The organism is Mycobacterium vicinigordonae, assembly GCF_013466425.1.
Lineage (GTDB): Bacteria > Actinomycetota > Actinomycetes > Mycobacteriales > Mycobacteriaceae > Mycobacterium > Mycobacterium vicinigordonae.
This window is the reverse complement of sequence record NZ_CP059165.1, coordinates 1,483,856-1,508,264: the sequence shown is the minus strand read 5'-3', so window position 1 is coordinate 1,508,264 and position 24,409 is coordinate 1,483,856. Positions and strand designations below refer to the sequence as shown.

At 64.1% G+C, this 24,409-nt stretch carries 25 protein-coding genes; 10 read left to right on the top strand and 15 right to left on the bottom strand.

Features of this window, described 5'->3' with window-relative positions; translation table 11 throughout:
* The first annotated feature begins 18 nt into the window (after positions 1 to 18).
* Together H0P51_RS06665 and whiB1 are read left to right on the top strand one after the other, a co-directional pair.
* Positions 19 to 996 carry a diacylglycerol/lipid kinase family protein gene (locus H0P51_RS06665; RefSeq protein ID WP_180917193.1) on the top strand — a complete coding sequence of 326 codons (978 nt, stop codon included), beginning with the start codon at positions 19 to 21 and terminating at the stop codon, positions 994 to 996.
* A gap of 280 nt (positions 997 to 1,276) precedes the next feature.
* Positions 1,277 to 1,531 carry a transcriptional regulator WhiB1 gene (whiB1, locus tag H0P51_RS06660; RefSeq protein ID WP_036353357.1) on the top strand — a complete coding sequence of 85 codons (255 nt, stop codon included), beginning with the start codon at positions 1,277 to 1,279 and terminating at the stop codon, positions 1,529 to 1,531.
* A gap of 64 nt (positions 1,532 to 1,595) precedes the next feature.
* Here whiB1 and H0P51_RS06655 read toward each other — a convergent pair whose 3' ends face one another.
* Positions 1,596 to 3,119 carry a sensor histidine kinase gene (locus tag H0P51_RS06655; RefSeq protein ID WP_180917192.1) on the bottom strand — a complete coding sequence of 508 codons (1,524 nt, stop codon included), beginning with the start codon at positions 3,117 to 3,119 and terminating at the stop codon, positions 1,596 to 1,598.
* A gap of 15 nt (positions 3,120 to 3,134) precedes the next feature.
* A complete protein-coding gene (locus H0P51_RS06650) occupies positions 3,135 to 3,350 on the bottom strand; it encodes a biotin/lipoyl-binding carrier protein (RefSeq protein WP_180917191.1) in 216 nt (71 codons plus the stop codon).
* Positions 3,351 to 3,546: 196 nt separating this feature from the next.
* Between H0P51_RS06650 and H0P51_RS29180 the strand changes: the two genes are divergently transcribed.
* A complete protein-coding gene (locus H0P51_RS29180; protein ID WP_089025046.1) occupies positions 3,547 to 3,621 on the top strand; it encodes a 50S ribosomal protein bL37 in 75 nt (24 codons plus the stop codon).
* A gap of 9 nt (positions 3,622 to 3,630) precedes the next feature.
* Here H0P51_RS29180 and rsrA read toward each other — a convergent pair whose 3' ends face one another.
* The 4 genes from rsrA to H0P51_RS06630 all read right to left on the bottom strand — a co-directional run bounded on the left by rsrA (position 3,631) and on the right by H0P51_RS06630 (position 5,665).
* Complete coding sequence (gene rsrA, locus H0P51_RS06645) at positions 3,631 to 3,927, bottom strand: mycothiol system anti-sigma-R factor (RefSeq protein WP_180917190.1); 297 nt, start codon at positions 3,925 to 3,927, stop codon at positions 3,631 to 3,633.
* On the bottom strand, positions 3,924 to 4,592 hold the full coding sequence (locus H0P51_RS06640; protein WP_425489022.1) for a sigma-70 family RNA polymerase sigma factor: 669 nt from the start codon (positions 4,590 to 4,592) through the stop codon (positions 3,924 to 3,926). Before H0P51_RS06640 ends, rsrA begins: the two co-directional genes overlap by 4 nt.
* A 315-nt stretch (positions 4,593 to 4,907) precedes the next feature.
* Positions 4,908 to 5,282, bottom strand: coding sequence for a thioredoxin (gene trxA, locus H0P51_RS06635; RefSeq protein ID WP_180917188.1), 375 nt, complete (start codon positions 5,280 to 5,282; stop codon positions 4,908 to 4,910).
* Positions 5,283 to 5,296: 14 nt separating this feature from the next.
* A complete protein-coding gene (locus tag H0P51_RS06630; RefSeq protein ID WP_180917187.1) occupies positions 5,297 to 5,665 on the bottom strand; it encodes a carboxymuconolactone decarboxylase family protein in 369 nt (122 codons plus the stop codon).
* Positions 5,666 to 5,727: 62 nt separating this feature from the next.
* Between H0P51_RS06630 and H0P51_RS06625 the strand changes: the two genes are divergently transcribed.
* Positions 5,728 to 7,182, top strand: a complete 1,455-nt coding sequence (locus tag H0P51_RS06625; protein ID WP_180917186.1) for an NAD(P)/FAD-dependent oxidoreductase — start codon at positions 5,728 to 5,730, stop codon at positions 7,180 to 7,182.
* 149 nt (positions 7,183 to 7,331) lie between these two features.
* Here H0P51_RS06625 and H0P51_RS06620 read toward each other — a convergent pair whose 3' ends face one another.
* Both H0P51_RS06620 and H0P51_RS06615 read right to left on the bottom strand, forming a co-directional pair.
* Positions 7,332 to 10,268: an MMPL/RND family transporter gene (locus H0P51_RS06620; protein ID WP_425489021.1), complete on the bottom strand. Its 2,937-nt coding sequence runs from the start codon at positions 10,266 to 10,268 to the stop codon at positions 7,332 to 7,334.
* A gap of 29 nt (positions 10,269 to 10,297) precedes the next feature.
* Positions 10,298 to 10,726 carry an MmpS family transport accessory protein gene (locus H0P51_RS06615; RefSeq protein ID WP_180917185.1) on the bottom strand — a complete coding sequence of 143 codons (429 nt, stop codon included), beginning with the start codon at positions 10,724 to 10,726 and terminating at the stop codon, positions 10,298 to 10,300.
* A 321-nt stretch (positions 10,727 to 11,047) separates the two neighbouring features.
* Between H0P51_RS06615 and H0P51_RS06610 the strand changes: the two genes are divergently transcribed.
* Together H0P51_RS06610 and H0P51_RS06605 are read left to right on the top strand one after the other, a co-directional pair.
* Positions 11,048 to 11,896 (top strand): SDR family oxidoreductase, encoded by an 849-nt coding sequence (locus H0P51_RS06610; RefSeq protein ID WP_180917184.1) that lies wholly within the window; start codon positions 11,048 to 11,050, stop codon positions 11,894 to 11,896.
* 6 nt (positions 11,897 to 11,902) lie between these two features.
* Positions 11,903 to 12,361: an aminoacyl-tRNA deacylase gene (locus H0P51_RS06605; protein ID WP_180917183.1), complete on the top strand. Its 459-nt coding sequence runs from the start codon at positions 11,903 to 11,905 to the stop codon at positions 12,359 to 12,361.
* Here H0P51_RS06605 and H0P51_RS06600 read toward each other — a convergent pair.
* The 3 genes from H0P51_RS06600 to H0P51_RS06590 are packed head-to-tail and all read right to left on the bottom strand — an operon-like array spanning position 12,358 to position 16,359.
* Positions 12,358 to 13,155: an alpha/beta fold hydrolase gene (locus H0P51_RS06600; protein WP_180917182.1), complete on the bottom strand. Its 798-nt coding sequence runs from the start codon at positions 13,153 to 13,155 to the stop codon at positions 12,358 to 12,360. The two genes, H0P51_RS06605 and H0P51_RS06600, sit on opposite strands and share 4 nt — an antisense overlap.
* Entirely contained in the window at positions 13,152 to 14,846 is a 1,695-nt protein-coding gene (locus H0P51_RS06595) for a PHA/PHB synthase family protein (protein ID WP_180917181.1), read from the bottom strand. Before H0P51_RS06595 ends, H0P51_RS06600 begins: the two co-directional genes overlap by 4 nt.
* A gap of 4 nt (positions 14,847 to 14,850) precedes the next feature.
* Positions 14,851 to 16,359, bottom strand: coding sequence for a long-chain-fatty-acid--CoA ligase (locus tag H0P51_RS06590; RefSeq protein ID WP_180917180.1), 1,509 nt, complete (start codon positions 16,357 to 16,359; stop codon positions 14,851 to 14,853).
* 222 nt (positions 16,360 to 16,581) lie between these two features.
* Here H0P51_RS06590 and H0P51_RS28845 point away from each other — a divergent pair, with 222 nt between their 5' ends.
* Positions 16,582 to 16,710: a hypothetical protein gene (locus H0P51_RS28845; RefSeq protein ID WP_281373889.1), complete on the top strand. Its 129-nt coding sequence runs from the start codon at positions 16,582 to 16,584 to the stop codon at positions 16,708 to 16,710.
* Here the strand turns inward: H0P51_RS28845 and H0P51_RS06585 are convergent, their stop codons facing one another.
* Positions 16,711 to 17,991, bottom strand: a complete 1,281-nt coding sequence (locus H0P51_RS06585) for a PucR family transcriptional regulator (RefSeq protein WP_180917179.1) — start codon at positions 17,989 to 17,991, stop codon at positions 16,711 to 16,713.
* 131 nt (positions 17,992 to 18,122) lie between these two features.
* On the opposite strand from H0P51_RS06585, the gene H0P51_RS06580 reads away from it, so the two are divergent.
* The 3 genes from H0P51_RS06580 to H0P51_RS06570 are packed head-to-tail and all read left to right on the top strand — an operon-like array spanning position 18,123 to position 22,029.
* Positions 18,123 to 19,901: a DUF3556 domain-containing protein gene (locus H0P51_RS06580; protein WP_180917178.1), complete on the top strand. Its 1,779-nt coding sequence runs from the start codon at positions 18,123 to 18,125 to the stop codon at positions 19,899 to 19,901.
* Positions 19,898 to 21,319 carry a phytoene desaturase family protein gene (locus H0P51_RS06575; protein ID WP_180917177.1) on the top strand — a complete coding sequence of 474 codons (1,422 nt, stop codon included), beginning with the start codon at positions 19,898 to 19,900 and terminating at the stop codon, positions 21,317 to 21,319. The genes H0P51_RS06580 and H0P51_RS06575 overlap by 4 nt, the downstream gene beginning before the upstream one ends.
* A gap of 11 nt (positions 21,320 to 21,330) precedes the next feature.
* Entirely contained in the window at positions 21,331 to 22,029 is a 699-nt protein-coding gene (locus tag H0P51_RS06570; RefSeq protein WP_180917176.1) for a hypothetical protein, read from the top strand.
* On the opposite strand, the gene H0P51_RS06565 is transcribed toward H0P51_RS06570, so the two are convergent.
* The 3 genes from H0P51_RS06565 to H0P51_RS06555 are packed head-to-tail and all read right to left on the bottom strand — an operon-like array spanning position 22,019 to position 24,305.
* Positions 22,019 to 23,026 carry a zinc-dependent alcohol dehydrogenase gene (locus H0P51_RS06565; RefSeq protein WP_180917175.1) on the bottom strand — a complete coding sequence of 336 codons (1,008 nt, stop codon included), beginning with the start codon at positions 23,024 to 23,026 and terminating at the stop codon, positions 22,019 to 22,021. The genes H0P51_RS06570 and H0P51_RS06565 overlap by 11 nt on opposite strands.
* Positions 23,027 to 23,043: 17 nt before the next feature.
* On the bottom strand, positions 23,044 to 23,508 hold the full coding sequence (locus H0P51_RS06560; protein ID WP_180917174.1) for a VOC family protein: 465 nt from the start codon (positions 23,506 to 23,508) through the stop codon (positions 23,044 to 23,046).
* Between the two features lie 50 nt (positions 23,509 to 23,558).
* Positions 23,559 to 24,305 carry an SDR family NAD(P)-dependent oxidoreductase gene (locus H0P51_RS06555; protein ID WP_180917173.1) on the bottom strand — a complete coding sequence of 249 codons (747 nt, stop codon included), beginning with the start codon at positions 24,303 to 24,305 and terminating at the stop codon, positions 23,559 to 23,561.
* Between the last annotated feature and the right edge of the window lie 104 nt (positions 24,306 to 24,409).

Here is a 24,409-nt window from a genome sequence, read left to right as displayed (position 1 = left end):
CGCATAACGTCATGGCTCATGCGTGCCATGTTGATCGCCAACCCGATCGCCACCAGCATCACACCGGCCGCCCGCGAACTGGTGACACACGCCCTGGAAAGTCGCGTTCAGCTCACCATCGTCAACACCGAACACGCAGGTCACGCCAATGAACTCGGCCGCACCGCGGTGGCGCAAGGCTACGATCTGGTCGTCGTGCACGGCGGCGACGGCACGGTGAGCGCTGTGGTCAACGGCATGCTCGGCCGCCCCGGCTCGACCCCCCAGGGACCCGTCCCAGCGCTGGGGGTCATTCCCGGCGGCTCGGCAAACGTGCTGGCCAGGGCATTGGGTATACACCGCGACCCGGCGGCCGCCAGCAACCAGCTGATCGACCTCCTCGACGAATACGAGCAGCACCGGCAGTGGCGCCGCATCTCCCTGATCGACTGCGGCGAGATCTACGCGCTGGTCAACGCCGGAATGGGTGTCGACGCCGAAGTGGTCGAGGCGGTGGAGAAGGAGCGCGAGAAGGGCCACAAGATCACACCGCTGCGCTACTGGAGAGTGGCAGTGCCCGTCTCGGTGCGGTTCAGCCGACGCGACCCGAACCTCATCCTCGAACTGCCGGACCGCGATCCCGTTTCCGGTGTGCACTTCGTCTGGGTCTCCAACACCAACCCCTGGACCTATAGCGACGACCGGCCGATGGTCACCAACCCGGGCTGCAGCTTCGAGTCGGGTCTGGGCATATTCGCGCTCACCAGTATGAAGCTGATCCCCACCTTGCGACTGCTGCGCCAACTGCTGGCCAAGCGCCCCAAGTTGGAGGCCAAACAGCTGATCCGCGACGACGATGTGAGTTACGCGCGGATAACTAAGATGGCCGAGCCGGCCGCTTGTCAGTACGACGGCGAATACCTCGGTTTGCGGGAGTCTATGACGTTCCGGGTGGTCCCGAATGCCCTCGCGGTGGCGGCTCCAGCGCCCGGCTCCCAGCCGGAAACAGGTCACTGACCTGCGCGAATGAAGTCGTGACTCGTCCGCGACGAAAATGTGGGGCGAAATTCGCCGGGTAGTGTAGTACAACTGGTTAAGGGCAAGGGTAAGAGATCGCCAAAGTGAGATAGCCCACGAGCCCGCGTAACACTATTGACATCTGTTGAGCCTGTGAAACGATCAAAAGGTTGCATGCAGAGATATGCAGAGGTACAGAACCCCTTTCTTGTGCACGGTTTAACAGCCAAGAAGAAATGCCCGTGCGCAGTGCTGCGCACATAGTGAGGAGTAGCAACTAATGGATTGGCGCCATAGGGCGGTCTGTCGCGACGAGGATCCGGAACTGTTCTTCCCGGTTGGGAACAGCGGACCGGCACTCGCGCAGATCGCTGACGCGAAACTGGTCTGTAATCGCTGTCCGGTGACCACAGAGTGTCTCGGATGGGCTCTGAACACCGGCCAGGACTCAGGCGTCTGGGGCGGGATGAGTGAGGACGAGCGGCGCGCACTCAAGCGTCGCAACGCCCGGACGAAGGCTCGCAGCGGAGTCTGACCCTAGATTCACTGCGATGCGGCCCCGGTCACAACCGGGGCCGCATTGCTGCGTACGAACGTCGTCATACCAGTAGCCGGCCTCGTCGACCGATCGGCACCCGAAGCACCACGTCCGTACCGCGGTCACTGCCCTCTCGCATGCCCAGGGACCCGTCCAGCTCGGCGGAGACGAGCGTTCGCACGATCTGCAAACCCAGGCTGTCAGATTTCTCCAGGCTGAATCCCTCGGGCAGGCCGCGCCCGTCGTCGTGCACCACCACGTCCAGCCATCGGGCCGACCGCTCGGCCCGGATGGTGACCGAACCCCCGGCGGCGGCGGGATCGAAGGCGTGCTCGATCGCGTTCTGCACCAGTTCGGTGATCACCATGATCAGCGCCGTTGCGCGGTCGGAGTCCAAGACACCCAAATCGCCGACTCTGTTGATCCGTATCGGGCGGTCCACCGAGGCGACGTCATTCATGATCGGCAGGATTCGGTCGATGACCTCGTCGAGGTTGACCTGCTCGTCCACCGACATCGACAGCGCATCGTGCACCAGGGCAATCGACGACACACGCCGCACCGACTCGATCAACGCCTCCCTTCCCTCGGCGTTGACGGTGCGGCGGGCCTGCAACCGCAGCAGTGCGGCCACCGTCTGCAGGTTGTTTTTCACCCGGTGGTGGATCTCGCGAATGGTGGCGTCCTTTGAAATCAGGGCACGGTCGCGCCGCTTGACCTCAGTGACGTCGCGGATCAGGATTGCCGCCCCCGCATTCTCCCCGTGCACCACCAAGGGCAGCGTCCGCAGTAACACCGTGGCGCCGCCGGCGTCGACCTCCATGCGCATGCTGGAACCCCCGGCCAGCAGATTGAGGATGTGTTCGGCCACCTCCTGGGCCTCGAACGGGTCCGAGATCAGTGGCCGGGTGACCTTGATCAGGTTGTGCCCCTCCAACTCGCTGTTCAGGCCCATCCGGTGGTAGGCGGAAAGTGCGTTGGGACTGGCATAGGCGACGATGCCGTCGACGTCGAGGCGGATGAATCCGTCGCCGGCGCGCGGTGTGGAACGGGACATGGCCACGTCGCCGACGTCGGGGAAGGTGCCCTCGGCGAGCATGTGCAGCAGATCGGTGGCGCAGTCGCGGTAGGCGGTCTCCAGGTGGCCGGACATGCGTTGGGCTGTGGTCTCGGTTTGGTGCTGGGTCAGCACCGCCACCACCTGTTCGCCGTATCGAACGGGTGAAGCGATCACGTTAGGTCCCCGAAGGAGTCCGGCATTGAGGCCGGGGAGTTGCCATTCGCCCTGTTTGCCGGCGTCTCCTTGCTGCACCTCGCCGGACGCAAAAGCATCGGCGACCAAAGGTAAGCGGTCGGCGGCGACCACGCTGCCCACCGCGTCGGTCTGTAGGACGGTCGGGGCGGTGTTGGGCCGGCACTGGGCGACACACACCAGGACGCCATCGTCGCGGCGCACCCACATCAGATAGTCGGCGAAGGACAGGTCGGCCAGCAGTTGCCACTCCCCCACCACAGCGTGCAGATGGTCTACGGCATTGCCCGGCAGCACCGTGTGATCGGCGAGCAGGTCACCGAGAGTGGACATGAACCCAGGAGTTGGTCAGCTGATCACGGCGATCAGGTCGCCGGCTTGGATGACGTCGCCGACCGCCACGCTCACCTTGCTGACCGTGCCGGCGACTTCGGCCAGAACCGGGATCTCCATCTTCATCGACTCGAGCAGCACCACGGTGTCGCCCTGGGCGATCTGGTCGCCTTCGTTGACAACGACTTCGAGCACGCTGGCTACGATCTCGGCGCGAACCTCCTCGGACATCCATCACCCCACTCGTATCGGCCACTGCCCATGCTGGTCTGCCCCGTCGGGCTTTCTATATCGAACCATAAGACCGTTCGAGGTCGCGTGGCGCGGGCGGTGGAGCGCGGGGGGCCGTCCGCGTGAGACAATGGACGCCAATTGCGCGGCGTTTCGGCCGCCTGCAGCGAAAAACCTGAGGAAATGAGGTTCAACCATGGCCAAGCGTGGCCGTAAGAAGCGCGACCGCAAGTACAGCAAGGCCAACCACGGCAAGCGGCCCAACGCCTGACCGGCGACCCTAGGGCTGAATTTCGCCGCGGATGATGGTGGTTCGGCGGAATTCCAGCCGCAGCCGCTCCCGCAGACCCTCGGGGGCCTTTTCGCCACTGCATTTAGTGGCAACCAACGCTTTGATCCGCTCCTCAAGCCCGTAGTGCTGGAAACACCCCGGGCACGCTTCTAGGTGCCGGCGCAGGCTTTCCTTCTTTTCCGGCGTGCATTCGCCGTCGAGCAGCGTCCACACCTCGGCGATCACCTCGGCGCAGCCGAAATCGCCGTGGTCGTGGCCGCTGGGCGTGCCGCAGGACTCGCTCATGACGACACCTCCTCATGCTCACCACGGATGAAGCCGCGGTCCCTGGCCACGTCAGCCAACAGTTCACGCAGCTGACGTCGGCCGCGATGCAGCCGAGACATCACGGTACCGATCGGGGTGCCCATGATCTCGGCGATCTCCTTGTACGGGAAACCTTCGACGTCCGCGTAGTAGACCGCCATCCGGAATTCTTCGGGCAGCGCCTGCAACGCCGCCTTGATCTCGGTGTCCGGCAGCGCTTCGAGCGCCTCGACCTCGGCCGACCGCAGTCCGGTGGAGGAATGCTCGGCGTTGGCGGCCAACTGCCAGTCGGTGATCTCGTCGGTCGGGTACTCCGACGGTTGCCGCTGCTTCTTGCGGTAGCTGTTGATGTAGGTGTTGGTCAGGATCCGGTACAGCCAAGCCTTGAGGTTGGTGCCCTCCCGGAACGACCGGAACCCTGCGTATGCCTTGACCATCGTCTCCTGCAGCAGATCTTCTGCATCGGCGGGATTGCGGGTCATGCGCAAAGCACCACCGTAGAGCTGATCAAGCAGCGGAATCGCGTCACGCTCGAAGCGCGCGGTCAGTTCGGCGTCGGTCTCCGCCGGTGCGGGCGCGGCTGGTTCGGGTTCGGGCGGAGTCTCGGCAACCTCGGGCCCGGTCTCGCCATCGGTGTCGGCCATCTCGAGTAACACGGTCCCTTCGGTTGCGGTGTCACCGGACAGCGCGAAGAACGCCGCCGGACTCGCAAGGAAGCTATCCAACCGCTCGTCGCACAATAGGCTCGTCGCCGTTGACACCTGGCTCCCTCCTCCCAATCTAAAGGCCGCGACCGACACGCGCCCGCCCCGGTCGGTTCGTCACTAGTTTTAGTTGATGCCAATGCGGACGCCGCCTCGATCAACGGCATTTGCCGGCCTGCTATTTCCGCGGGACATCTCGGTGGTACCCGCACCCTGGTCCGGCTTGCAGGGCGTTAGCCGGACGCATCCACCGCGCTAAGCGCTCGCGGCGGCCTTACGTTCGGCGATCTTGGCCCGCACTACGGCCATGTCGAGTCGCTCGACCTGGCTGATCAAATCTTCGAGCGCCGGTTTGGGCATCGCCCCAGCCTGGCTGTAGACCAGAATGCCCTCACGAAACGCCATGATGGTCGGGATTGACCGGATGTTGACGGTGGCCGCCAGTGCAGGCTCGGCCTGGGTATCCACCTTGGCGAACACTACGCCGTGGTGGTCTTGCGCGGCGCGCTCGAAAACCGGCGCAAATGCACGGCACGGTCCGCACCAAGGTGCCCAGAAATCAACCAGCACGATTTCGTTGTCGAGAATCGTAGATTCAAAATCGGCTGCAGTGAGGTTTGTTACCGACATAGTGCTTTCCTTATCTACTGTGTGTCGCCGGCGGCTGAGTCGGCGAACTCGCAAAACGCGGTGTAGGCGCGGGCGCCGTAGATGGTGGCGGGACCACCGTGCATAAGGATGCTGACGCCAATGGCCTCGGCAGCCTCCTGTTTGGTCGCGCCGGCGCGAGCGGCTCCGCGCGCGTGTGATGCGATGCAACCGTCACAGCCGGCGACCACGCCGATGGCCATTGCGATCAGCTCTTTGTATCGCTTGTCCAATGCGCCCGAAGTCAGTGCGGCGTTGCTCATCTCGCCGAATCCCCGATACACGTCCGGGATCATCTGCCGCAGGTCGCGGTGCTGTGGATTGAGGTCGTTCAGGACGTCATGGTAGTGGCTATTTGCTGTCATGTCTTATACAATAGCAATACCCCGCCGGGTATTCCCGACTGGCACCACAGATAGGAGCCGGGATGGCCAGAGTTGTAATTCTTGGCGCCGGCATCGCCGGTCACACCGCCGCCTTGCATCTGCGGCGATGGTTACGCCGTGAGCATGAAGTCGCCGTCATTTCCCCAGCCGCGGAATGGAACTGGATCCCGTCGAATATCTGGGTCGGAGTCGGACAAATGGATGCGTCCAAGGTCCTGATTCCACTGCGACCAATCTATCGGCGTAAGCGCATCACCTTCTACCAGGGCCTCGCGACAGCAATCCGACCCGAGGGAACCCGCGACAACGGTTCGCCATCAGTGGATTTCACCTATACCGATGACAAACACCGCGGCGAGTCAGGCAGTCTTGAGTACGACTACCTCATCAATGCGACTGGCCCGCAATTGAATTTCGCCGCCACTGCAGGACTTGGTCCGGACGGTTACTCATACTCGGTGTGCACGGCAGGGCATGCCCGGCAGGCCGCAAAGGCGCTTGAAGACGTCGTCGACAAGTTGAAAAAGGGTGAGCGACAACGCCTGGTGATCGGCGTCGGGCACGGCACCTGCACCTGTGAGGGCGCGGCGTTCGAGTACACCTTCAATGTCGAGCACAAGTTGCGCGAGGCCGGTGTACGTGACCTCGCCGAAATCGTCTATCTCACGAACGAATACGAGCTCGGCGATTTCGGCGTAGACGGCATGAGTTTTGTCGACAAAGGTTTCGTGCAATCCAGCCGGCTGTGGACGGAGTCGCTGTTCCGGGAACGTGGCGTCACGGCGATTACACAGGCCGCCGTCCACGAGGTGATGGACGGCAAGCTTCGCTACGAGCAACTCGACGGCGTCGAACGCGATCTGGAATTCGACTTCGCGATGCTGTTACCACCGTTCAAAGGCGCCAGTCTGGTTGCTTACGATAAGGATGGCAACGACATCACCTCAGAACTGTTCGCGCCATCGGGCTTCCTCAAGGTCGACGCAGACTATTCCAGCAAGCCGTATGACGAATGGTCGGCCGACGACTGGCCACACACCTACGAGTCTCCGAAATACCCAAATATCTTCGCGCCCGGTATCGCATTCGCACCGCCACACCCGATTTCAAAACCACGCAAGAGCTCTCGAGGCACGGTCATCACGCCGAGCCCGCCTCGCACCGGCATGCCGTCAGGCGTCATGGCCAAGACGGTCGCCGAGACCATCCGGGACCGCGTCGAAGCACCCCAGGCCAACGCCCATCGTGCATCCATGGCGACAATGGGAGCCGCTTGCGTTGCCTCAGCCGGCACCGGACTTCGACGCGGTTCGGCCGCGGCGATGACGATGTACCCGGTCGTTCCCGACCCGGCGCGGTACCCACAGACCGGTCGTGACATCGCCGGCACGTCCGGAGAGCTCGGCCTGGCGGGTCACTGGATCAAACTGATGCTGCACTTCATGTTCATCTACAAGGCAAAGGCTCGGCCGCTGTGGTGGCTGATACCTGAATGAAAGGGTCTCTCGTGCGGCAGGTTAACAATCACTCCGCGGTTGATCAGAAGACCGCAGAGCGCATCGCCGAGGCGCCGCTGCCCACGGCGTCGACGCTACGTATGCGCCAAAACCCGGTCATCCAGTTCTGGCGCTTCGTCCGCATCAATCTACGAATGATGCGGATCATCGCTGGCGGTCACGACGACACCGGCCGGCGATAGTGGCCGATCGGGCTCGCCCGAAATCCGTCGCTCATTGTTGACCGAGTCCGCGCTCTCGCCCAGCAGCAGCGATCTGACCAGACGACGCGGTCCGAAGGGCCGCAGCATCTCGCTGGCCGGCCGCGGACGCACCCGTTGAGGCCACCAGAACCAGCGTCCGAGCAGTGCGGCGATCGACGGCGTCATCAACGATCGCACTATCAGGGTGTCGAACAACAACCCCAACCCAATCGTGCTGCCGGCCTGGCCGATTGAGCGCAAATCGCTGGCGACCATGGACATCATGGTGAAGGCGAAGACCAGGCCCGCCGAGGTGACCACGCCACCGGTCTCGCCCATCGAGCGGACGATGCCCGTCTTCAGCCCGGCACCGATCTCCTCTTGGAAGCGGGACACCAGCAGCAGGTTGTAGTCCGAGCCGACCGCCAGCAAGATGATCAACCCGAACACCGGGGCAATCCAGTTCAGGTCCAGGCCGAACAGATGCTGCCAGACCAGCACCGAGAGTCCGAAAGCGGCCCCCAGCGACAACAGGACGGTGCCGACGATCACCACAGACGCCACTAAAGCACGGGTGATTATCACCATGACGGCGAAAATCAGTGTCACCGCCGCGATGCCGACAATCAGCAAGTCGTAGTGGGAGCCCGACTGGATGTCGCGGTAGATGGCCGCCGTCCCGGCCAGATAGAACTTGGCGTCGGTCAGGTTCGTTCCCTTGACCGCCTGGTGCGCGGCGGCAAGTTCCGGTGTTACCGCGGCGATGCCCGCCGGCGTAGCCGGGTCGGTGTCGTGGGTGATGATGAAGCGCGCCGCCTTGCCGTCCGGCGATAAAAAGAGCTTCAGGCCTCGCTGAAAATCCGGATTCTGGAACGCTTCTGGCGGTAGATAGAAGTAGTCACCGCTCCTGGAGGCGTCGAAGGCTTGCCCCATTGCGCTTGCTGTGTCGGTCATCTTCGCCATCTGCGTGATCAGGCCCGAGAAGCTGCTGTGCATCGTCAACAACGTTGCCCGCATGGATGTCGCGACAGCGATGATCGCCGGGAATTCGGAAACCATCTGCGGCAAAATCGTGTCGACGTCGTGGACGTCGGCGATCAGCGTGTGCATGTTCTCGCTGAACCTGTCCACACCGTCCATCGCCTCGAACACCGACTTGGCCGCCCAGCACACGGGGATGTTGTAGCAATGCTGTTCCCAATACAAGTAGTTACGGAATGGACGTGCGAAATCGTCGAAATCGGCGATATGGTCCCGCATCTCGTCAAGTGTGGCTTGCATGTCATGCATGTCGCCGAGCATGCGATGGGTGGTGTTGCTCATCGCCTGCAGCAAGCCTTGCATCCGTTGCATCGAGGCGATCATGGCGCCGAGATCATCGCTCATCGCCAGCATGTCGGCAGTTCGGTCCTTCATGAACTGAAGGTTTTCCTGGATCGGGATTGACTGCGCGCTGATCTGAAAGGGGATCGACGTGTGCTCGATCGGACCGCCCAGCGGCCTGGTGATGCTTTGTACCATCGCAATTCCCGGCGAGCGGAAGACGTCCTTGGCCAGCCGGTCCAGAACGATCATGTCACCGCTGTTGCGCATGTCGTGATCGCTCTCGATCATCAGAATGTCGGGATTCATTGTGGCGGCGCTGAAATGGCGCTCCGCTGCCGCGTATCCGACATTCGAGGGCAGATCGCTAGGAATGTAGAACCGGTCGTTGTAACTAACCTTCATACTCGGCATGATCAGGATACCGACGATCGCGATGACCAGTGATGCCGCGAACACCGGACCGGGCCAGCGCACTGTGGCGGTGCCGATACGTCGCCACCCGCGGGTCTTGATCATCTGCCGCGGGTCGAGCAACCCGAACCTGCTCGCCACCGCGACAACAGCCGGCGCTGCGGTCAAGGCCCCCGCGACGACGACGAGCAGGCCCAGCGCGGAGGGAACTCCCAGCGCCTTGAAATACGACAGGCGCGCCAGGTGCAGACATAGCGTGGCACCGGCAATCGTCAATCCCGACCCCAAGATAATGTGGAAAGTCCCACGAAACATGCTGTAATAGGCGGTCTCTCGATCTTGCCCGGCCTGTCGGGCCTCCTGATAGCGACCGATCAGAAATATCGCGTAGTCCGTTCCCGCGGCGATCGCCAACGAGGACAACATGGCAACGACGAACGTCGAGAATCCCAGCAAGTCGTAATTCCCGAGCAACGCCACGAGCCCTCTCGCCGTACCCATCTCGAAACCAACCATGACGAGAACCAGCAGCACCGTACTCACCGAACGGTAGGCGATGAACAGCATGATCATGATGACCACGCCCGTCACGCCCATCATCGTGAACATGCTTTTATCTGCGGCTTCGTTCATGTCGGTAGTCAGCGCCGCCGGCCCGGTGACGTACACCTTGAGACCCGCAGGGGGCGCCGAGTGTTCGACGATCTTGCGCACCGCTTTGACGGACTCGTTGCCCAGGGTGCTGCCCTGGTCCCCAGCCAGATTCAGTTGGACATAAGCAGCTTTGCCGTCCCGGCTCTGTACGCCGGCAGCCGTGAGGGGGTCACCCCACACGTTCTGGACATGCTGAACGTGCTTGGAGTCTGCCTGCAGCGCCTTTACCAAGTTGTCGTAATAGCGGTGAGCAGGAGCGGCAAGCTGCTTATCGCTCTCCAAGACGATCATCGCGATGCTGTCGGAGTCTGATTCGTGGAATTTCGAGCCGATGCGTTTCGCGGCTATCATCGCCGGCGCATCCTGTGGGGACATCGTCACGGCGTGATTCCGAGCGACCGACTCGATCGGCGGCACAAGCACATTCAACGCAACCGTCAGCAGCAGCCATGCGATGAGAATCGGCACGGCGAACCGGCGGACGAACCGCATGAATCTTGGCTGAGCTTCGCTGTCGGTTTTCATGCGGCTTTCACCAGACACGACGTCTGAGCGTGATGGCCGACCGACGACTGCTCGTCCCTGACCACACCGTCGACGGTGATCCGGCACCCGATGTCGCCTCCGGTGCCTTGTGCCACCACGTTCGCGATAACCGCAGGAACTGTCGTTTCGATCGTGAACGTCCAGGGCAATCCGGTGAACGCGGCATTTTGCGGCTGCGCATTGCCGTCCAGGAAGCTCACTTTTCCCGTTGCCCCGCTCTGCCCATAGACCTCGTAGATCACCTGCTTGACGTGGGACTGCTGGAGCGGTTGGGCGCTGCTGCCGCTCGCGCTGAAGCTTGCATCGGAGCCGAACGCGCCGCGCAGCCGGTTGACCGCGATCCCACCGAGCGCGACCGCCACCACGACAACTAGCGCCACCCAAACCCGCTTAAGAAAGCTCATCGCAGTTTCTCCAATCGTGGCGGACGTCCAAATATACCCTACCGGGTATAGTACACCGAGCGATTGCATACCCCCCCGGGTAGACTCGGCAACCGGACAAGACACCAGCGTTAAGCCGGTACGAAACCGGTCCTCAGCGACGACGAGCTGAAGAGCTTTTCCTCTCGCTGGCCTGATGGCTCCTCGCTGGCCTGATGACCTGGATAATGGCGAGCGGCGCGGCGCGGCGGCAGTTCGCACCAACGCGGCGGCTCACCTGCGGGCAAGGCAGGAATGGCCACCCACGAAACGGCAGCTGAGACGGGGCGTTAGGGTGACGCCATGTCGCTCAAAGATAAGACCATGTTCATTTCGGGTGCCAGCCGCGGCATCGGGCTGGCGATCGCCAAGCGCGCCGCGCAGGATGGCGCCAACATCGCGCTGATCGCCAAGACCGCCGAGCCGCACCCGAAGCTGCCGGGCACCGTGTACACCGCCGCCAAGGAACTCGAGGAGGTCGGCGGGCAGGCCCTGCCGATCGTCGGGGATGTGCGCGACCCGGAGTCGGTCGAGTCCGCGGTAGCCAAGGCGGTCGAGCAGTTCGGCGGCATCGATATCTGTGTCAACAATGCGTCGGCGATCAACCTGGGCTCCATCACCGAGGTGCCGATGAAGCGGTTCGACCTGATGAACGGCATCCAGGTGCGCGGCACCTACGCAGTGTCGCAGGCCTGTCTTGCGCACATGAAGGGCCGTGAGAACCCCCACATCCTGACGCTGTCGCCGCCGGTACTGCTGGGCAAAGAATGGCTGAAGCCGACCGCGTACATGATGGCTAAGTTCGGTATGACGTTGTGCGCGTTGGGGATTGCCGAGGAGATGCGCGACGAGGGCATCGCCTCGAATACGCTGTGGCCGCGCACCATGGTAGCCACCGCCGCCGTACAGAACCTACTCGGAGGCGACGAGGCGATGGCCCGGTCCCGCAAGCCCGAGGTGTACTCGGACGCCGCCTACGTGATCCTGAACAAGCCGTCACGCGAGTTCACCGGCAACATGCTGCTGTGCGAGGACGTGCTCGTCGACTCCGGGGTCAAAGACCTATCGGTCTACGACTGCGTACCGGGCTCGAAGCTCGGCGTCGACTTCTGGGTCGACGGTGTCAACCCGCCCGGCTACAGCGGCCCCTGAGCCGGCGTGGCCGGCGCGGCCACGCCGGGCATCGCGGTCCTGGTCAAAGCCGGTGTACCGCACGAGATCCGGCAGTTCGACTCGGTTGCCGACCTATCCGACGGCACCGGCATAGCGCCCGAACAGGTGTTCAAGACGCTGATCGTCGCGCTGCCCGCTGAGCTGGCGGTCGCGGTGATTCCGGTGCCCTCGAAGCTGTCGTTGAAAGCGGTCGCCGCGGCTTTCGGTGTGGCCAAGGCCAGCATGGCCGACCCTGCCGCAGCCGAGCGGTCCAGCGGCTATGTGGTTGGCGGCATTTCACCGTTCGGCCAGCGCCGACGGCTGCGCACGGCGGTGGACAATTCCGCGCTGAACTGGGACCGGGTGCTGTGCAGCGCCGGCAGGCGGCACTGGGATGTGGTGGTAAGTCCGGCCGATCTAGTCCGGTTGACCGACGCGATCACCTGGGACCTGGCGGCGAGTTAAGCCCGCGGACCCGGCGCCTTGAGAAACTGCTCGATCACCGGCGCTAGTTCGGTGGCGTTGTGCACCAGATCGATGTGGCCGCCGCCGTGCAGGTGCACACGTGAGTGCGGCAATAGCGCATTCATGATGTGAGCGTTAATTACCGGGATGATCGGGTCGTCGGTGCCGGCGACGATCAACGTCTGCTGCCGCACGGCGCGCAGCGCGAACAGGCTGGTCCACACCGACCCCGCCAGCAACTGATGCAGATACCCGAGCTTGGAGCCGGCGTGCAGTTGCTTGACGAAAAGCTGCGCCACGTCCTCGCCGTGCGCGCGCACCGTGCCGCCGTAGAGTTCACCGGCGATCGAGGCGGCATACCGCGGATCGGAGAAGCGGCGCGGGGTCAGCATTTTCGCTAGCACGCGCGGGTGGGCTGGCACCATCACCGCTCCGGTTCCGGTGGCGACCAGCACCAGGCGACGACACCGTCGCGGGTTTTGAAAGGCGAACTGCTGCGCCAGCGCCCCACCCCAGGACAGCCCGAGTACGTCGACCACGCCGATGCCGAGTTTGGTCAGCACCCGGCCTAGCACCCAGGCCAGGTAGGGAAACCCGTACGGCAACAACGACGTCGGCGATCCCCCGGTTCCGGGAACGTCGAATCTGACTACCGGACAAGTCAACTGATCCACGAAGGGGTCGAGCACTTCGAGGCTGGCGCCGATGCCGTTGCACACCACCAGCGGCACCCCGGTGCCGGGGCGGGTTTCGACGCGGATCCGTTGTCCTCCGGCGGCGACGTAGCTACTCACTTCTCCATCACGTAACGTCCCGGCGCGGCACCCAGTGGTGGAAACCCGTCACCACCAAGCACTTTGGGCGCGTCTATCTGCGGACCGCTGCGCTCAGCGAGCCAGCTAACGTAGTCGGGCCACCAGGAGTCGGCGGATTTCTGCGCCGAATCGAGCCATCCTTGCGGGTCGTCGACGTCCACGGGTCCGGATCGGAACGACGCCTTCGGATTTCCGGGCGGGTTGACCAGCGCGGCGATGTGGCCGCTGGTGGACAGTATGTAACGGCTGTCCTTGCTGCCGAGCAGCCGGGCGCTGCGGTAGGTAGCCTGCCACGGCGAGATGTGGTCAGCGACTCCACCGATGACGTAGGCGTCGTTGGTGACCGTGGCCAGGTCGACCGGGCTGCCCAGCATGCTGACCCCGCCCGGTGTGACCAGCGCGTTTTGCAGTCCCATCAGCACCATGTCGCGATGCAGCGCGGCGGTCATCCGGGTCGTGTCGGCGTTCCAGAACAACACGTCGAACGGCGCGGGTGGGCGGCCCTGCACGTAGTTGTTCACCACATAGCGCCACACCAGGTCGGTGGGCCGCAGCCAGGCAAACATTTCGGCCATGGCCCGTCCGTCTAGGTAGCCTTTCTTGTCGGAGGCACGGATCGCGGCCTGCGCGGCGCGGTCGCTCATCGCTGCGGCTGCGAAACCGGCCCGGTTCTCGTCGAGCACGGTGACCGCGAGGGCCAGGCCGGCGATGCGGTCTGCCTCGCCGATCGTGGCGAGGTGGGCCGCCGTCATCGCCGCCAGGATGCCGCCCGAGCAGGTGGCGAACAGGTGTGTGCTGTCGGTTCCGGTAATTTGGCCCACGGCGGCCATGGCCTCGAGGATGGCACCGCCGTAGGCATCGAAGCCCCAATCCCGGTGTCGAGCCTGCGGATTGCGCCAGGAGATGACGAACACCTGCTGGCCCTGCCGGACGAAGTATTCGATCATGCTGCGTCCCGGCGTGATGTCCATGATGTAGTACTTGTTGATCACCGGCGGCACGATCAGCAGCGGAACAGCGCGCACCTGCTCGGTCTGCGGTGCGTACTGAATCAATTCGAACATCGAGGTCTGCGCCACCACCGCCCCCTTGGTGACGGCGACAGTCTCCCCCACCGCGAACGCGTCCGGCTCCACCATCGCCGGCACCCGTGGCGCTGAAAGCATATCCCGGGCAAAGGCTTTGGCGCCCCGAACCGCACTGAGGCCACCGGTGTCGATCAGCGCCTTCCAGCCCAGCGGGCTGATCAGCGGGTTGTTACTGGGCGCCAGTCCCTCCACGATATTGTTCACGACGAACTGCATCTTCTCCTCGTCGCGCCACTGCAGCGCGGCGTCAGCCAGCAATGCCTCGGCGGTCTCGGCCGCCGCGAGGTAGGCCTGCATAATGCGGTGCAGAACCGGATTCTGTTGCCACGCCGGGTCGGTGAAGCGCTTATCGGCCCGCGCCGGCACCCGATGCGAGCGGCCGGCGACGATATTGCCGAGTTCGCGAGTCAGAGTGGCGGCACGGCCGGCAACCGCACCGGGTTGCCTGGCGAGGTTGGTGGCGAACCGGCTCCAGGTCGCGTCAGGCAGCATCCGGCTGATAAAGGGCCTGGTGGCACTGGTCAGCAGCAGGTCCAGAGGTGCGGCGAGTTCGTCGGGCTTCGGAACGGTCGAGGTGGCCATTGATCTACGGGCTTTCGGTTGTTGGAACAACGATTTCGCGCTTGAGCACCTTGCCGGTCGGACCCTTGGGCAAGGCGTCGACCAGCCAGATGCGGCGCGGATATTTGTAGGCGGCCACGCGGGCTTTGACATGGTCGCGCAGCTCGTCAACGTCGACGGCCGCATCCTTCTTCAGGGCTACCGCGGCGCCGACCTCTTCACCGAGCTCGTCGTGCGGCACGCCGATCACCGCGGCCTCCGCCACGGCCGGGTGCTCGTAGAGCACTTCCTCGATCTCCCGCGGATACACGTTGTACCCACCGCGTATGATCATGTCTTTGGTGCGATCGACGATGTAGAAGTAGCCGTCCTCGTCGACGCGCCCGACGTCACCGGTGCTGAACCAACCATCCTCGGAGACAGCGGCCTTGGTAGCGTCGGGCAGATTCCAGTAGCCCAGCATCACGTTGTGGCCACGGATCTGGATCTCACCCGGCTGGCCCTGCGGCACCTCGGCGCCGGCCGGGTCCACCACACGCATCTCGACACCCTCGACGGGCGTGCCGATCGAGCCTGCCTTGCGTGGTCGGTCGGGGTGATTGAAGGAGGCCACCGGGGACGTCTCGGACAACCCGTAGCCCTCCAGAATGACGCAGCCGTAGGACTTTTCGAAGTCAACGAGTACCTGGACCGGCAATGACGCCCCGCCGGATACGCAAGCACGCAGGCTGCGGGTGGCGTCGGCTGCGGCGTCGTCGACCAGGCCGAGCAGCGCCGAATACATCGTCGGCACGCCCTGGAACAGCGTTACGCCGTCCCGCTCGATCACTTCAAGCGCTTTGCGTGGATCGAATCGTGGCACCAAGGTCAGCGTGGCGCCCGCCAAGATCGAACCGTTCAACCCGCAAGTCAGCCCGAAGACGTGGAACAGCGGCAGGCAGCCCATCACCACGTCGTCCGGCCCGATCTGCAGCAACGTACGTACCGCGACGTCGGCGTTGCTGCTCAGGTTGGCGTGAGTGAGCATGGCCCCCTTGGGTTTTCCGGTTGTACCGGACGTGTGCAGGATGACAGCGACGTCATCGTCAGCGCGGTCCGCCGGTGTGTTCTGGGCGGGTAGATCGTCGATGAGTTCGCGCAGGGCGGCGTCGTCGACCAGCCAGCACTGGGCATCGACTGCGGCGGCGCCTGCCGTGGCCTCATCGGCGAAGGCCGGGGTCGCGAACAGTGCCTTGGCCCCGCTGTTGGACAGGTAGTAGGCCACCTCACGGGACTTGAGCAGCGGATTCATCGGCACCGCAACGGCACCGCGATACATGATCCCGTACAGCGTGATAGCGAATGCGGGGGTATTCGGCAGCATCACGCCCACCCGGTCGCCGGCCACAACGCCCGCGCGCTCCAGCAGCGTCGCCACTCGGGCCGCGGCGGCGTCGAGTTCGGCGTAGGTCAGCTGCAGCTCGTCGCAGCGCAGCGCAATGCGCTCGGGGTGTCGGTCTTTCGCGGCGACGAGGCCAGCGCTCAGAGCGGTCACGTTCTGCTCCACATCCTGGTTGAAGTGGCTTTCATGGTGGCAGTCGCACTACACATCACTCTTGTCTTCGGCCGACAAAGCCGAGCCGGAAGTTGATCCGCTGCGGACATGGCCGAAACGCCGGCGACAGCCCTAGATTTCTCGGACAGCGCAGCGTCGCGCCATCCAATCATTCAGTGCTCCAAATGTTCCCGCGACCAGCGGAGAGAAGCGAGACCTTTCATGGCCTACCTGACCATTGCCGCGATGCTTGTCCTGATCCTGTTCCCGGTGCTACTTCCGGCGGTGATCACGCTGGTGCACACCCTCACCCCGCAGCCGCGCACCCGCGCCCAGCGACAGGGCGCATAGCTACTTCGACCGCAGTACCGGCGTGCCGTACCAATGGCAGGCGAGCAGCGCCAGTTCCACCTCGAGACGGTCGTCGCCAATCTCGCGGCCCCGCCGGGCCACCGCGCGACCCACCCGGTACTTCACGGTGTTGAAATGCATGTTCAATTCCTCGGCGGCGGTCTTGTAGCTGGAACCGCAGCCGAGAAATACCCGAAGCGTTTCGCGCAGCCGCGCATCGTTGTCGTCATCGGTGGCCAGGTCGCCGAGCACCCGGTCCACCCAGGACCGCGTACCGGCCACATCGAAACCCAGCCGCGCGACCACCGATAGTCCGGGATCACCGGCCGCGATTACAGTCGGCTCGGCGCGGTCGCTGACGATCGCGACGCCGCGCGCCTCGACGGCCTCACGGTGCGAGCGGCGGAACCCATCGATGTCGGCGGCGACGGTTCCGATGGCCACGCTCGGTGAGTCCGATCGGGATAGCGCGAACTGGCGAACCTTCGACACCGGGTCTCCCGTCGCGGCGCGGTACGGCAACCAGCCCCACCCGCAGGTGCGATCGGCGGCGACGAACAGCGGAACGGCGTCGGTACCCACCGACTCGCCCAGTTCCCGTAGAAATCGTTGCAGCCGCGGGAGCTCGTCGGTTTCCGTCGCCCGTTCCGGATACCACATGACCAGACCCAGGTGATGCCAGCGCAGCGGGTATCTCATCGCCGTGGTTGCCGCGTCGACGTCGATTGGATTGATGGCGGCCAATGTCTCGCGCACCCGAACGCCACGCAGGCTGTTCTGGTTCTCCAGCCACCGCTCGCGTTCATCCTCGTAGCTGACGACCACCTCCTGCGACATCCGGTCGATGTACTCCGCTATCGCGACCGTCATCGCTTCGATCACCGGCACCCGCATCGCTTCCGGCATGTCGGTAACCCGTAGTTCGTCGAAGATGAGCTCGCTGATCCGGCGTTGCCCCAGCCGGTAGGCGCGCACCAGCGCGTTGACCGGAGCGCCATGTTGAGCTACCCGCCGCGCATATTCCAGTGCGACAGTCGGAGGCTCGACGCGCTCCACGGCGATGTCGTGGCGCAGTGCGTGCAGCATCGTTTCGACGTTGCCTTCGATGCTGGCGCCGAGCAGTTCGAGGATTCGGGCGTCCCGTCGCAGCTCGGGGATGTGCGTGTCGAGGAAAAGACGGATGTCCGCGGTCACTTCGGTGAGCCGCTCCTGTAATCGGCCGGCGACCTGCGCGACGTAGTGCTTCACCTCAACGTCGCTGGCGAGGTGCGTCTTGTTCACGACATTGACGTTAGCCCTTGAGGTTGTTTCCGAGCGATAACCGCGGCACGTTGTTTTGTCGGTCGAGGACTGTGGCCCACAGCACACGACTCCCTATGTTTGCGCCACCCGCAAGCAAAGGAGCGAAAATCATGGCACTGACCGAACCTCATAATCCCGCGGTCGATCCGCACGATTTTCTGCGCAAGCCGCTGATGGAACGCATGCGGATCCTGATCACCGACTGGGCTGAGCACGGTTTCGGCTCGCCCCGGATCGTGCATTTGGTGTACATCGTCAAGCTGGCGCTGTTCTTCGTGTTGGGCGGCGTCACCATCGCGACGGTGACCTCCGGGCTGCCGGCGTTTTGGCACGTCGGCCAATGGTGGAACCAGCCGATCGTATACCAGAAGGTGATCTTGTGGACGGTCCTGCTGGAAGCGATCGGGGTCGCCGGATCGTGGGGCCCGCTGGCGGGCAAGGTCAAGCCGATGACCGGCGGCATCCTGTTCTGGGCGCGCCCGGGCACGATCCGGCTGCGGCCGTGGCGGTGGGTGCCCGGCACGGACGGCGACCGGCGCACCTGGTTCGACATCGGCGTGTACCTGGCTTTGTTGGCAAGTCTGGTAGTGGCGCTGGTGCTGCCGGGCGTGCACAGCGACTCGCTGTCAAAAGCATTGCCGGACAATACCTCCGGGCTGGTGAACCCAGCGCTGCTGATCGCCCCGATGGCGCTGCTGGTGCTGATCGGCCTGCGCGACAAGACCATCTTCCTGGCCGCGCGCGGCGAGCAGTACTTCCCTGCGCTGGTGTTCTTCACGGTGCTGCCTTTCACTGACATGATCATCGCGCTGAAGATGCTGATCGTGGTGGTTTGGGTCGGTGCGGGATTCTCCAAGTTCGGCAAGCACTTCTCCAGCGTGATTCCACCGATGGTCAGCAACAGCCCCTTCATTCCGTTCAAATGGCTCAAGCGGGCGCACTACCGCGACTTTCCGCGGGACATGCGGCCGTCGAAGGTGGCCGGGTTCATGGCGCACGTGAACGGCACGCTGGTAGAGATCGTCGCCCCGCTGATCCTGTTCTTCTCGACGAACAAGTGGCTGACATTGGCTGCGGCCCTGGTGATGGTGGGGTTCCACCTGTTCATCATCTCGACCTTCCCGCTGGCCGTGCCTTTGGAGTGGAACGTCGTATTCGCTTACACCACAGTATTTTTGTTCCTCGGCTTTCCTTCGTGGCAGGGCTACTACGTGACCGACATGTCTTCGCCGTGGCTGACCGCCCTACTGGTGGCGGGTCTGCTGTTCTTTCCCGTGTTGGGCAACCTGCGGCCCGACAAAGTCTCGTTCCTGCCGTCACTGCGGCAGTACGCCGGCAACTGGGCCTCGGCGGTGTGGACGTTCGCGCCGGGCGCCGAGGCGAAGCTGAACCGCCTCACCCGCTCGGCCGGCAACCAAGTCGACCAGTTCGTCGCATTTGGCTATGACCCGCAATGGGCCGAGATCACCTGCCAGAAGACGATTGCCTGGCGCGCCATGCACAGCCAGGGTCGCGGCCTCTTCTCGCTGCTGATCAGCCGCCTACCCGACATCGACATCCGGACCGTGCGCGAGGGTGAGTTCCTGTGCAACTCCACCATCGGGTTCAACTTCGGCGACGGCCACTTGCACGACGCATCATTCGTGCGGGCCGTGCAGGCCGAGGCAAGCTTCGAGCCCGGCGAGTGCGTAGTGGCGTGGGTGGAGTCGGAAGCGTTCGGCGCTGGTGTGCAGCACTACCAGCTGATCGACGCCGCCCTCGGCGTCATCGAGCGCGGCACCTGGAAGGTGGCCGACGCGGTCGCCGCGCAACCCTGGCTGCCGGACGGCCCGATCCCACTTCAGGTGAGCTGGGCACTGCGGCCCAACCAGTTGGGAGCGACGGCGTGAGCACCGCCGTGGTGGTAGGCGGTGGGCCCAACGGCCTCGCCGCCGCCATCACCCTGGCCGCCGAAGGTGTTGACGTCACGGTGTTGGAGGCCGCCGAGGAGGTCGGTGGCGGTACCCGCAGCAGCGAGGCGATCCTGCCGGGCCTGCTGCACGACCACTGCTCGGCGATCCACCCGATGGCTGTCGGATCCCAGTTCCTGACCGACGCCGGACTGCACCGGTACGGATTGGCTTGGCGCTGGCCGGACATCGATTGTGCGCATCCGCTGGACGATGGGTCGGCCGGGGTGTTATACCGCTCGGTGGAGCAAACCGCTGCCGGGCTCGGGCGAGACGGATCCCGGTGGAGCTTGGCATTCGGGTATCCCGCCGCACGGTTCGACCTGCTGAGCCAGGACATTATGCGTCCGCTGTTGCGGGTGCCGCGTCATCCGTTGGCACTGGCCCGCTTCGGGATGCCCACCGTGGCGCCGGCGTCCACCTTCGCTCGACTATTCGGGACCGAGCAGGGACGCGCCCTGTTCGGAGGCGTTGCCGCGCACGCCTTTCGGCCGCTGCATTACCCGATGACATCGGCGATCGGCATGGGGATCATCGTGGCGGGGCATCGCCACGGCTGGGCGGTCGCCGAGGGTGGATCGCAGTCGATCACCAACGCGATGGTGGCGTTGCTCGGCGACCTGGGCGGCAAGATCGAGACCGGTGTCCGCGTCATCGCGGCCGAACAGCTGCCTACCGCCGACGTGACAATGTTCGACCTGGGCCCAGAGGCGGTAGTCCGGATCCTCGGCGACCGGCTGCCGCGCCGAATCAGCCGGGCGTTCAGCCGGTTCCGCCGGGGTCCGGGCGCGTTCAAGGTCGACATTGCGGTCGAAGGCGGTGTGCCATGGACGAATCCGGCTGCGCACCGAGCCGGTACCGTACACCTGGCCGGCACGTACCGCGAGTTGGCCTGGACCGAGCGGGAGATCCACGCTGGTCGGATGCCGTCGCGGCCGTTCGTCCTGGTGGGCCAGCAGTACCTTGCCGACCCTGGACGCTCGGTGGGCAACGTGCATCCCGTGTGGAGTTACGCGCACGTCCCGAACGGTTACACCGGCGACGCGACCGACGCGATCGTCTCTCAGATCGAGCGGTTCGCACCCGGGTTTCGAGACCGCATCGCCGGCATGTCGGTGCGCTCGGCCACGCAGATGTCTTCGTACAACCCTAATTACGTCGGTGGTGACATCATGACCGGCGCGAAGGATATTCGGCAGCTCACCTTCGGACCGCGAATCACGCTGTCGCCCTATCGTATCGGCGTACCTGGGATGTACATCTGCTCGGCGGCCACCCCACCGGGGCCCGGCGCGCACGGCATGTGCGGGGCGAATGCGGCCCGGCTGGCTCTGGATTGGCTGTCGTCGCGGGCGTAGCGTCACCAGGCATGATCGACAATCGGTGGATTCGAATGGGTGGTGTCGCCGGCATCGGCTACGTACTCATCGCTGTCGTTGCCGGCGCGCTCCCGGGCGCCCCACCGGAGGCGAATGGCAACCCGTCCACCTATCAGGCTTACTTCATCGAACATCAGCAGGCACTGGTCGTGCAGGCCTGGATGTACGCCCTGGCCGCGCCGCTGTGGCTGATCTTCGCCATCTCAGTGCGTCGCGTCTTGCGCAGCACGGCCGATAGTGGCTACCTTGCTGAGCTTTTCTTCGTCGGCACCGGCATTGTGCTGGGCCTGCTCATGGTCACGCAGGCAATGCAAATCGCGGTTGCGCAGCACGCCGCGGCACTGTCAGCCGATGTGGCTTTCCTGTTGGGCACTCATTTCGGCGGCGTGCTGATCGGCTTGTGGGGCTTTCTCATAGCGACCACGGCGGTCGCCTACGCGTTCAGTGTTTTCGCCTACGGCGGCCTACCGAAATGGACCGGCTATCTAGCAGTGTTGACGTTCCTGATGGATCTGGTCGCCAGCACTGGCGTGTTCTTCCGCACCGGGCCGTTCTGCCTCGAGGGCGGCTTTTCTGCCTGGGCGCCGGCTGTCTCGCTGCTGTTCTGGTATCTCGGCACCTCGATCGCGCTGTTGCGGACACCGAACTACGCGGAGCCAAAGGCCGCGGCCGGCGAACTCAGAACGTGACGACGACCTTATCCGCGGCACCTGGCGTGCTAGCCAATTGCAGCGCGTCTGAAAGGTTCTCGAACGGCACGGTGTGACTGACAATCAGCGCATACCTCTCCCAGTTCACAACGAGATCCTTGGTCACCTCGAAGATCTCGGTCGGATAACCTATGCTGCCGACGATCGTGATCTCGTTGCTCATCACGTTGATCAACTCGACCGGCACCGGTTGCTTGTGCACGCCGACGATGCCCAGGGTGGCTCCCTTCTGAGCTGCCGCCAAGGCGGTGTTGACGACGGCGGCTACTCCCGCGCAGTCGAGGTAGACGTGAGTGCCCACCTTGCCGGGGAACATCGACTCACCCGGTCCGTGCAGCTCGAGGAGCCGCTCGACGACATCTTCCTCAGCGGAGTTGATCACCGCGTCGGCGCCGATCTGCAGCGCCTTCTGGAGTCGTCCGGGAACCAGATCGACGACCGCGATATGTTGCACACCAATCGATTTGAATGCCAGCGTGGCCCCTAGGCCTACCGGACCGGCACCGAACACCACCACCTTGTCCGACGACTTCGGCCGGCACTGGTTGGCGCCGTGCCGCGCGACCGCCATCGGCTCGTTGAGCGCGGCGACCTGCCATGGGATGTGATCCGGGATCACCTCCAGACTGGTGCCACGGACCGCGTTTTCGATCAGCAGGTAGTCGGACAGCGCACCAGCGGGGCCGCCGTTGCCGATGATGCCGCCGGGTGCTGCCATTGGGTTGACGACGACGTGGTCGCCCACCGTGATACCGGATACCGCTGGGCCCACCTCGACCACCTCGCCGGCAGGTTCGTGACCGAGCGGCATCCGGCCCTGGCGCGGCGGGACGCCTCCGATGGTGACGTAGAACGCGTCCGATCCGCAGATGCCGCAGGCACGCATCTGTACCAGCACGTCACTCGCACCAACCTGTGGGCGATCGGCATCGACAACGTCGGTCTTCCCCGGCCCGGTCACCACGGCGGATTTCATCTCCTGCTCCTCATCGATCAGGCCTTGACGGATTCCAGGAAGCCCGGAAAGTCGGGAAACAGTGCGCGGTCGACGATTTCGATGCGGACACCGGATGGTGCGATGAAGTAGGCGAACATCGACAATTGATCGCCTGCGGGCCGGGCCTCGAGTCGATACCCTGCCGCGGCGAGCCGGTCCGCGATGCCCACAAGATCGTCGGCCCAGTAGCCGAGGTGGTGGGCCGCACCGCCGGGCTGTTCCGCCCAGATGGTGCCGGGCACCGCCTGGATCAGTTCCAGGTGCGGGGCCTCGATGGAGTAGACGAACTTGAAGGGAACCTCGTACTCTGCGTCGCCAGCAGCGATGGCCAGGGTGGCCTCGACCGCTTTGGTCCAGGTGTATCCTGCTGCAGCGGTGGTACTTTCGATCGCGGCTTGCAAGTCGGGCACCACCAGCCCGGTGTGGTAGCAGTCCAGCGGCGACAGTGGTGCGTCGGTCACGGCGTCTCTCCAGTTCGATGTCGGCTGACGTTGTGGTAGCCACACATGGTTCAGACCGTCAGATACCCGCCGTCGACGGCGACCGTCGACCCGGTGATGTACGACGCGGCGTCACTACAGAGAAACAATGTCGCGCCCGCGCAGTCCTGCGGAGTGCCGGGCCTGCCCAACGGGGTGTGGAAGCCGATCTCGACGTCCATGATCTGCGGAATACGCAACGCCGGCTGTGTCATCCGGGTGTCGATCATCCCGGGTGCGACGGCGTTGACCCGGATCCCGTCGTTCGCCCAGCGGCGCGCGAGGTTCATCGTCAGCGCGACCAAGCCCATCTTCGCGGAGGCGTAGCCGGGCACGAAGACCGCCGAGCGAAACGCGGACATCGAGACGATGTTGACCACGCTAGCTCCGCCGGAAGCGCTGCTGGCCCTGAGTAGTTCGTGGCAGCGCATGGTGAGCCGCATCGGCCCAAACATGTTCTGCGTCACCGAGGCGATGTAGCCGTCGGGGTCGTATTCGTCTCCGGCGGGGTAGGGACCGCCGGCGTTGTTCACCAGGATGTCCAGTTCGCCCAACGAACCGACCAGGGCGTCGACTGAATCGGAATCCTGAATCCGGCACTGTTGATAGCTGAACGCGCCGAGGTCGGCATCGTAATCTGCAGCCGCGGAACGTGTTCCGGTGATCATCACCGAGGCACCTGCCTTGACGAAGGCGGTCGCAATGCCGTTGCCGATGCCGCTGGTGCCGCCGGTGACCAGCACACGTGCGCCGGTGAAGTCGAACCGCACGGAGTTCATTCGGTCGTCCTCAATTTTTTGGGCACGGCCGGCCGTTTCCGATGAATCCCAGCCATGACAGCTGATCCTCTATAGTTCTAGAGTTAATGTCAATATGCGGAGGG

Coding starts and splice junctions, on each gene's coding strand:
- H0P51_RS06595 (WP_180917181.1), bottom strand. CDS start 14,846: ATGGCCACCTCGACCGTTCCGAAGCCCGACGAACTCGCCGCACCTCTG.
- trxA (WP_180917188.1), bottom strand. CDS start 5,282: ATGTCGGTAACAAACCTCACTGCAGCCGATTTTGAATCTACGATTCTC.
- H0P51_RS06655 (WP_180917192.1), bottom strand. CDS start 3,119: ATGTCCACTCTCGGTGACCTGCTCGCCGATCACACGGTGCTGCCGGGC.
- H0P51_RS06630 (WP_180917187.1), bottom strand. CDS start 5,665: ATGACAGCAAATAGCCACTACCATGACGTCCTGAACGACCTCAATCCA.
- H0P51_RS06625 (WP_180917186.1), top strand. CDS start 5,728: ATGGCCAGAGTTGTAATTCTTGGCGCCGGCATCGCCGGTCACACCGCC.
- H0P51_RS06620 (WP_425489021.1), bottom strand. CDS start 10,268: ATGCGGTTCGTCCGCCGGTTCGCCGTGCCGATTCTCATCGCATGGCTG.
- H0P51_RS06640 (WP_425489022.1), bottom strand. CDS start 4,592: ATGGCCGACACCGATGGCGAGACCGGGCCCGAGGTTGCCGAGACTCCG.
- H0P51_RS06580 (WP_180917178.1), top strand. CDS start 18,123: ATGGCACTGACCGAACCTCATAATCCCGCGGTCGATCCGCACGATTTT.
- H0P51_RS06610 (WP_180917184.1), top strand. CDS start 11,048: ATGTCGCTCAAAGATAAGACCATGTTCATTTCGGGTGCCAGCCGCGGC.
- H0P51_RS06570 (WP_180917176.1), top strand. CDS start 21,331: ATGATCGACAATCGGTGGATTCGAATGGGTGGTGTCGCCGGCATCGGC.
- H0P51_RS06665 (WP_180917193.1), top strand. CDS start 19: ATGCGTGCCATGTTGATCGCCAACCCGATCGCCACCAGCATCACACCG.
- H0P51_RS28845 (WP_281373889.1), top strand. CDS start 16,582: ATGGCCTACCTGACCATTGCCGCGATGCTTGTCCTGATCCTGTTCCCG.
- H0P51_RS06565 (WP_180917175.1), bottom strand. CDS start 23,026: ATGAAATCCGCCGTGGTGACCGGGCCGGGGAAGACCGACGTTGTCGAT.
- whiB1 (WP_036353357.1), top strand. CDS start 1,277: ATGGATTGGCGCCATAGGGCGGTCTGTCGCGACGAGGATCCGGAACTG.
- H0P51_RS06650 (WP_180917191.1), bottom strand. CDS start 3,350: ATGTCCGAGGAGGTTCGCGCCGAGATCGTAGCCAGCGTGCTCGAAGTC.
- H0P51_RS06555 (WP_180917173.1), bottom strand. CDS start 24,305: ATGAACTCCGTGCGGTTCGACTTCACCGGCGCACGTGTGCTGGTCACC.
- rsrA (WP_180917190.1), bottom strand. CDS start 3,927: ATGAGCGAGTCCTGCGGCACGCCCAGCGGCCACGACCACGGCGATTTC.
- H0P51_RS06615 (WP_180917185.1), bottom strand. CDS start 10,726: ATGAGCTTTCTTAAGCGGGTTTGGGTGGCGCTAGTTGTCGTGGTGGCG.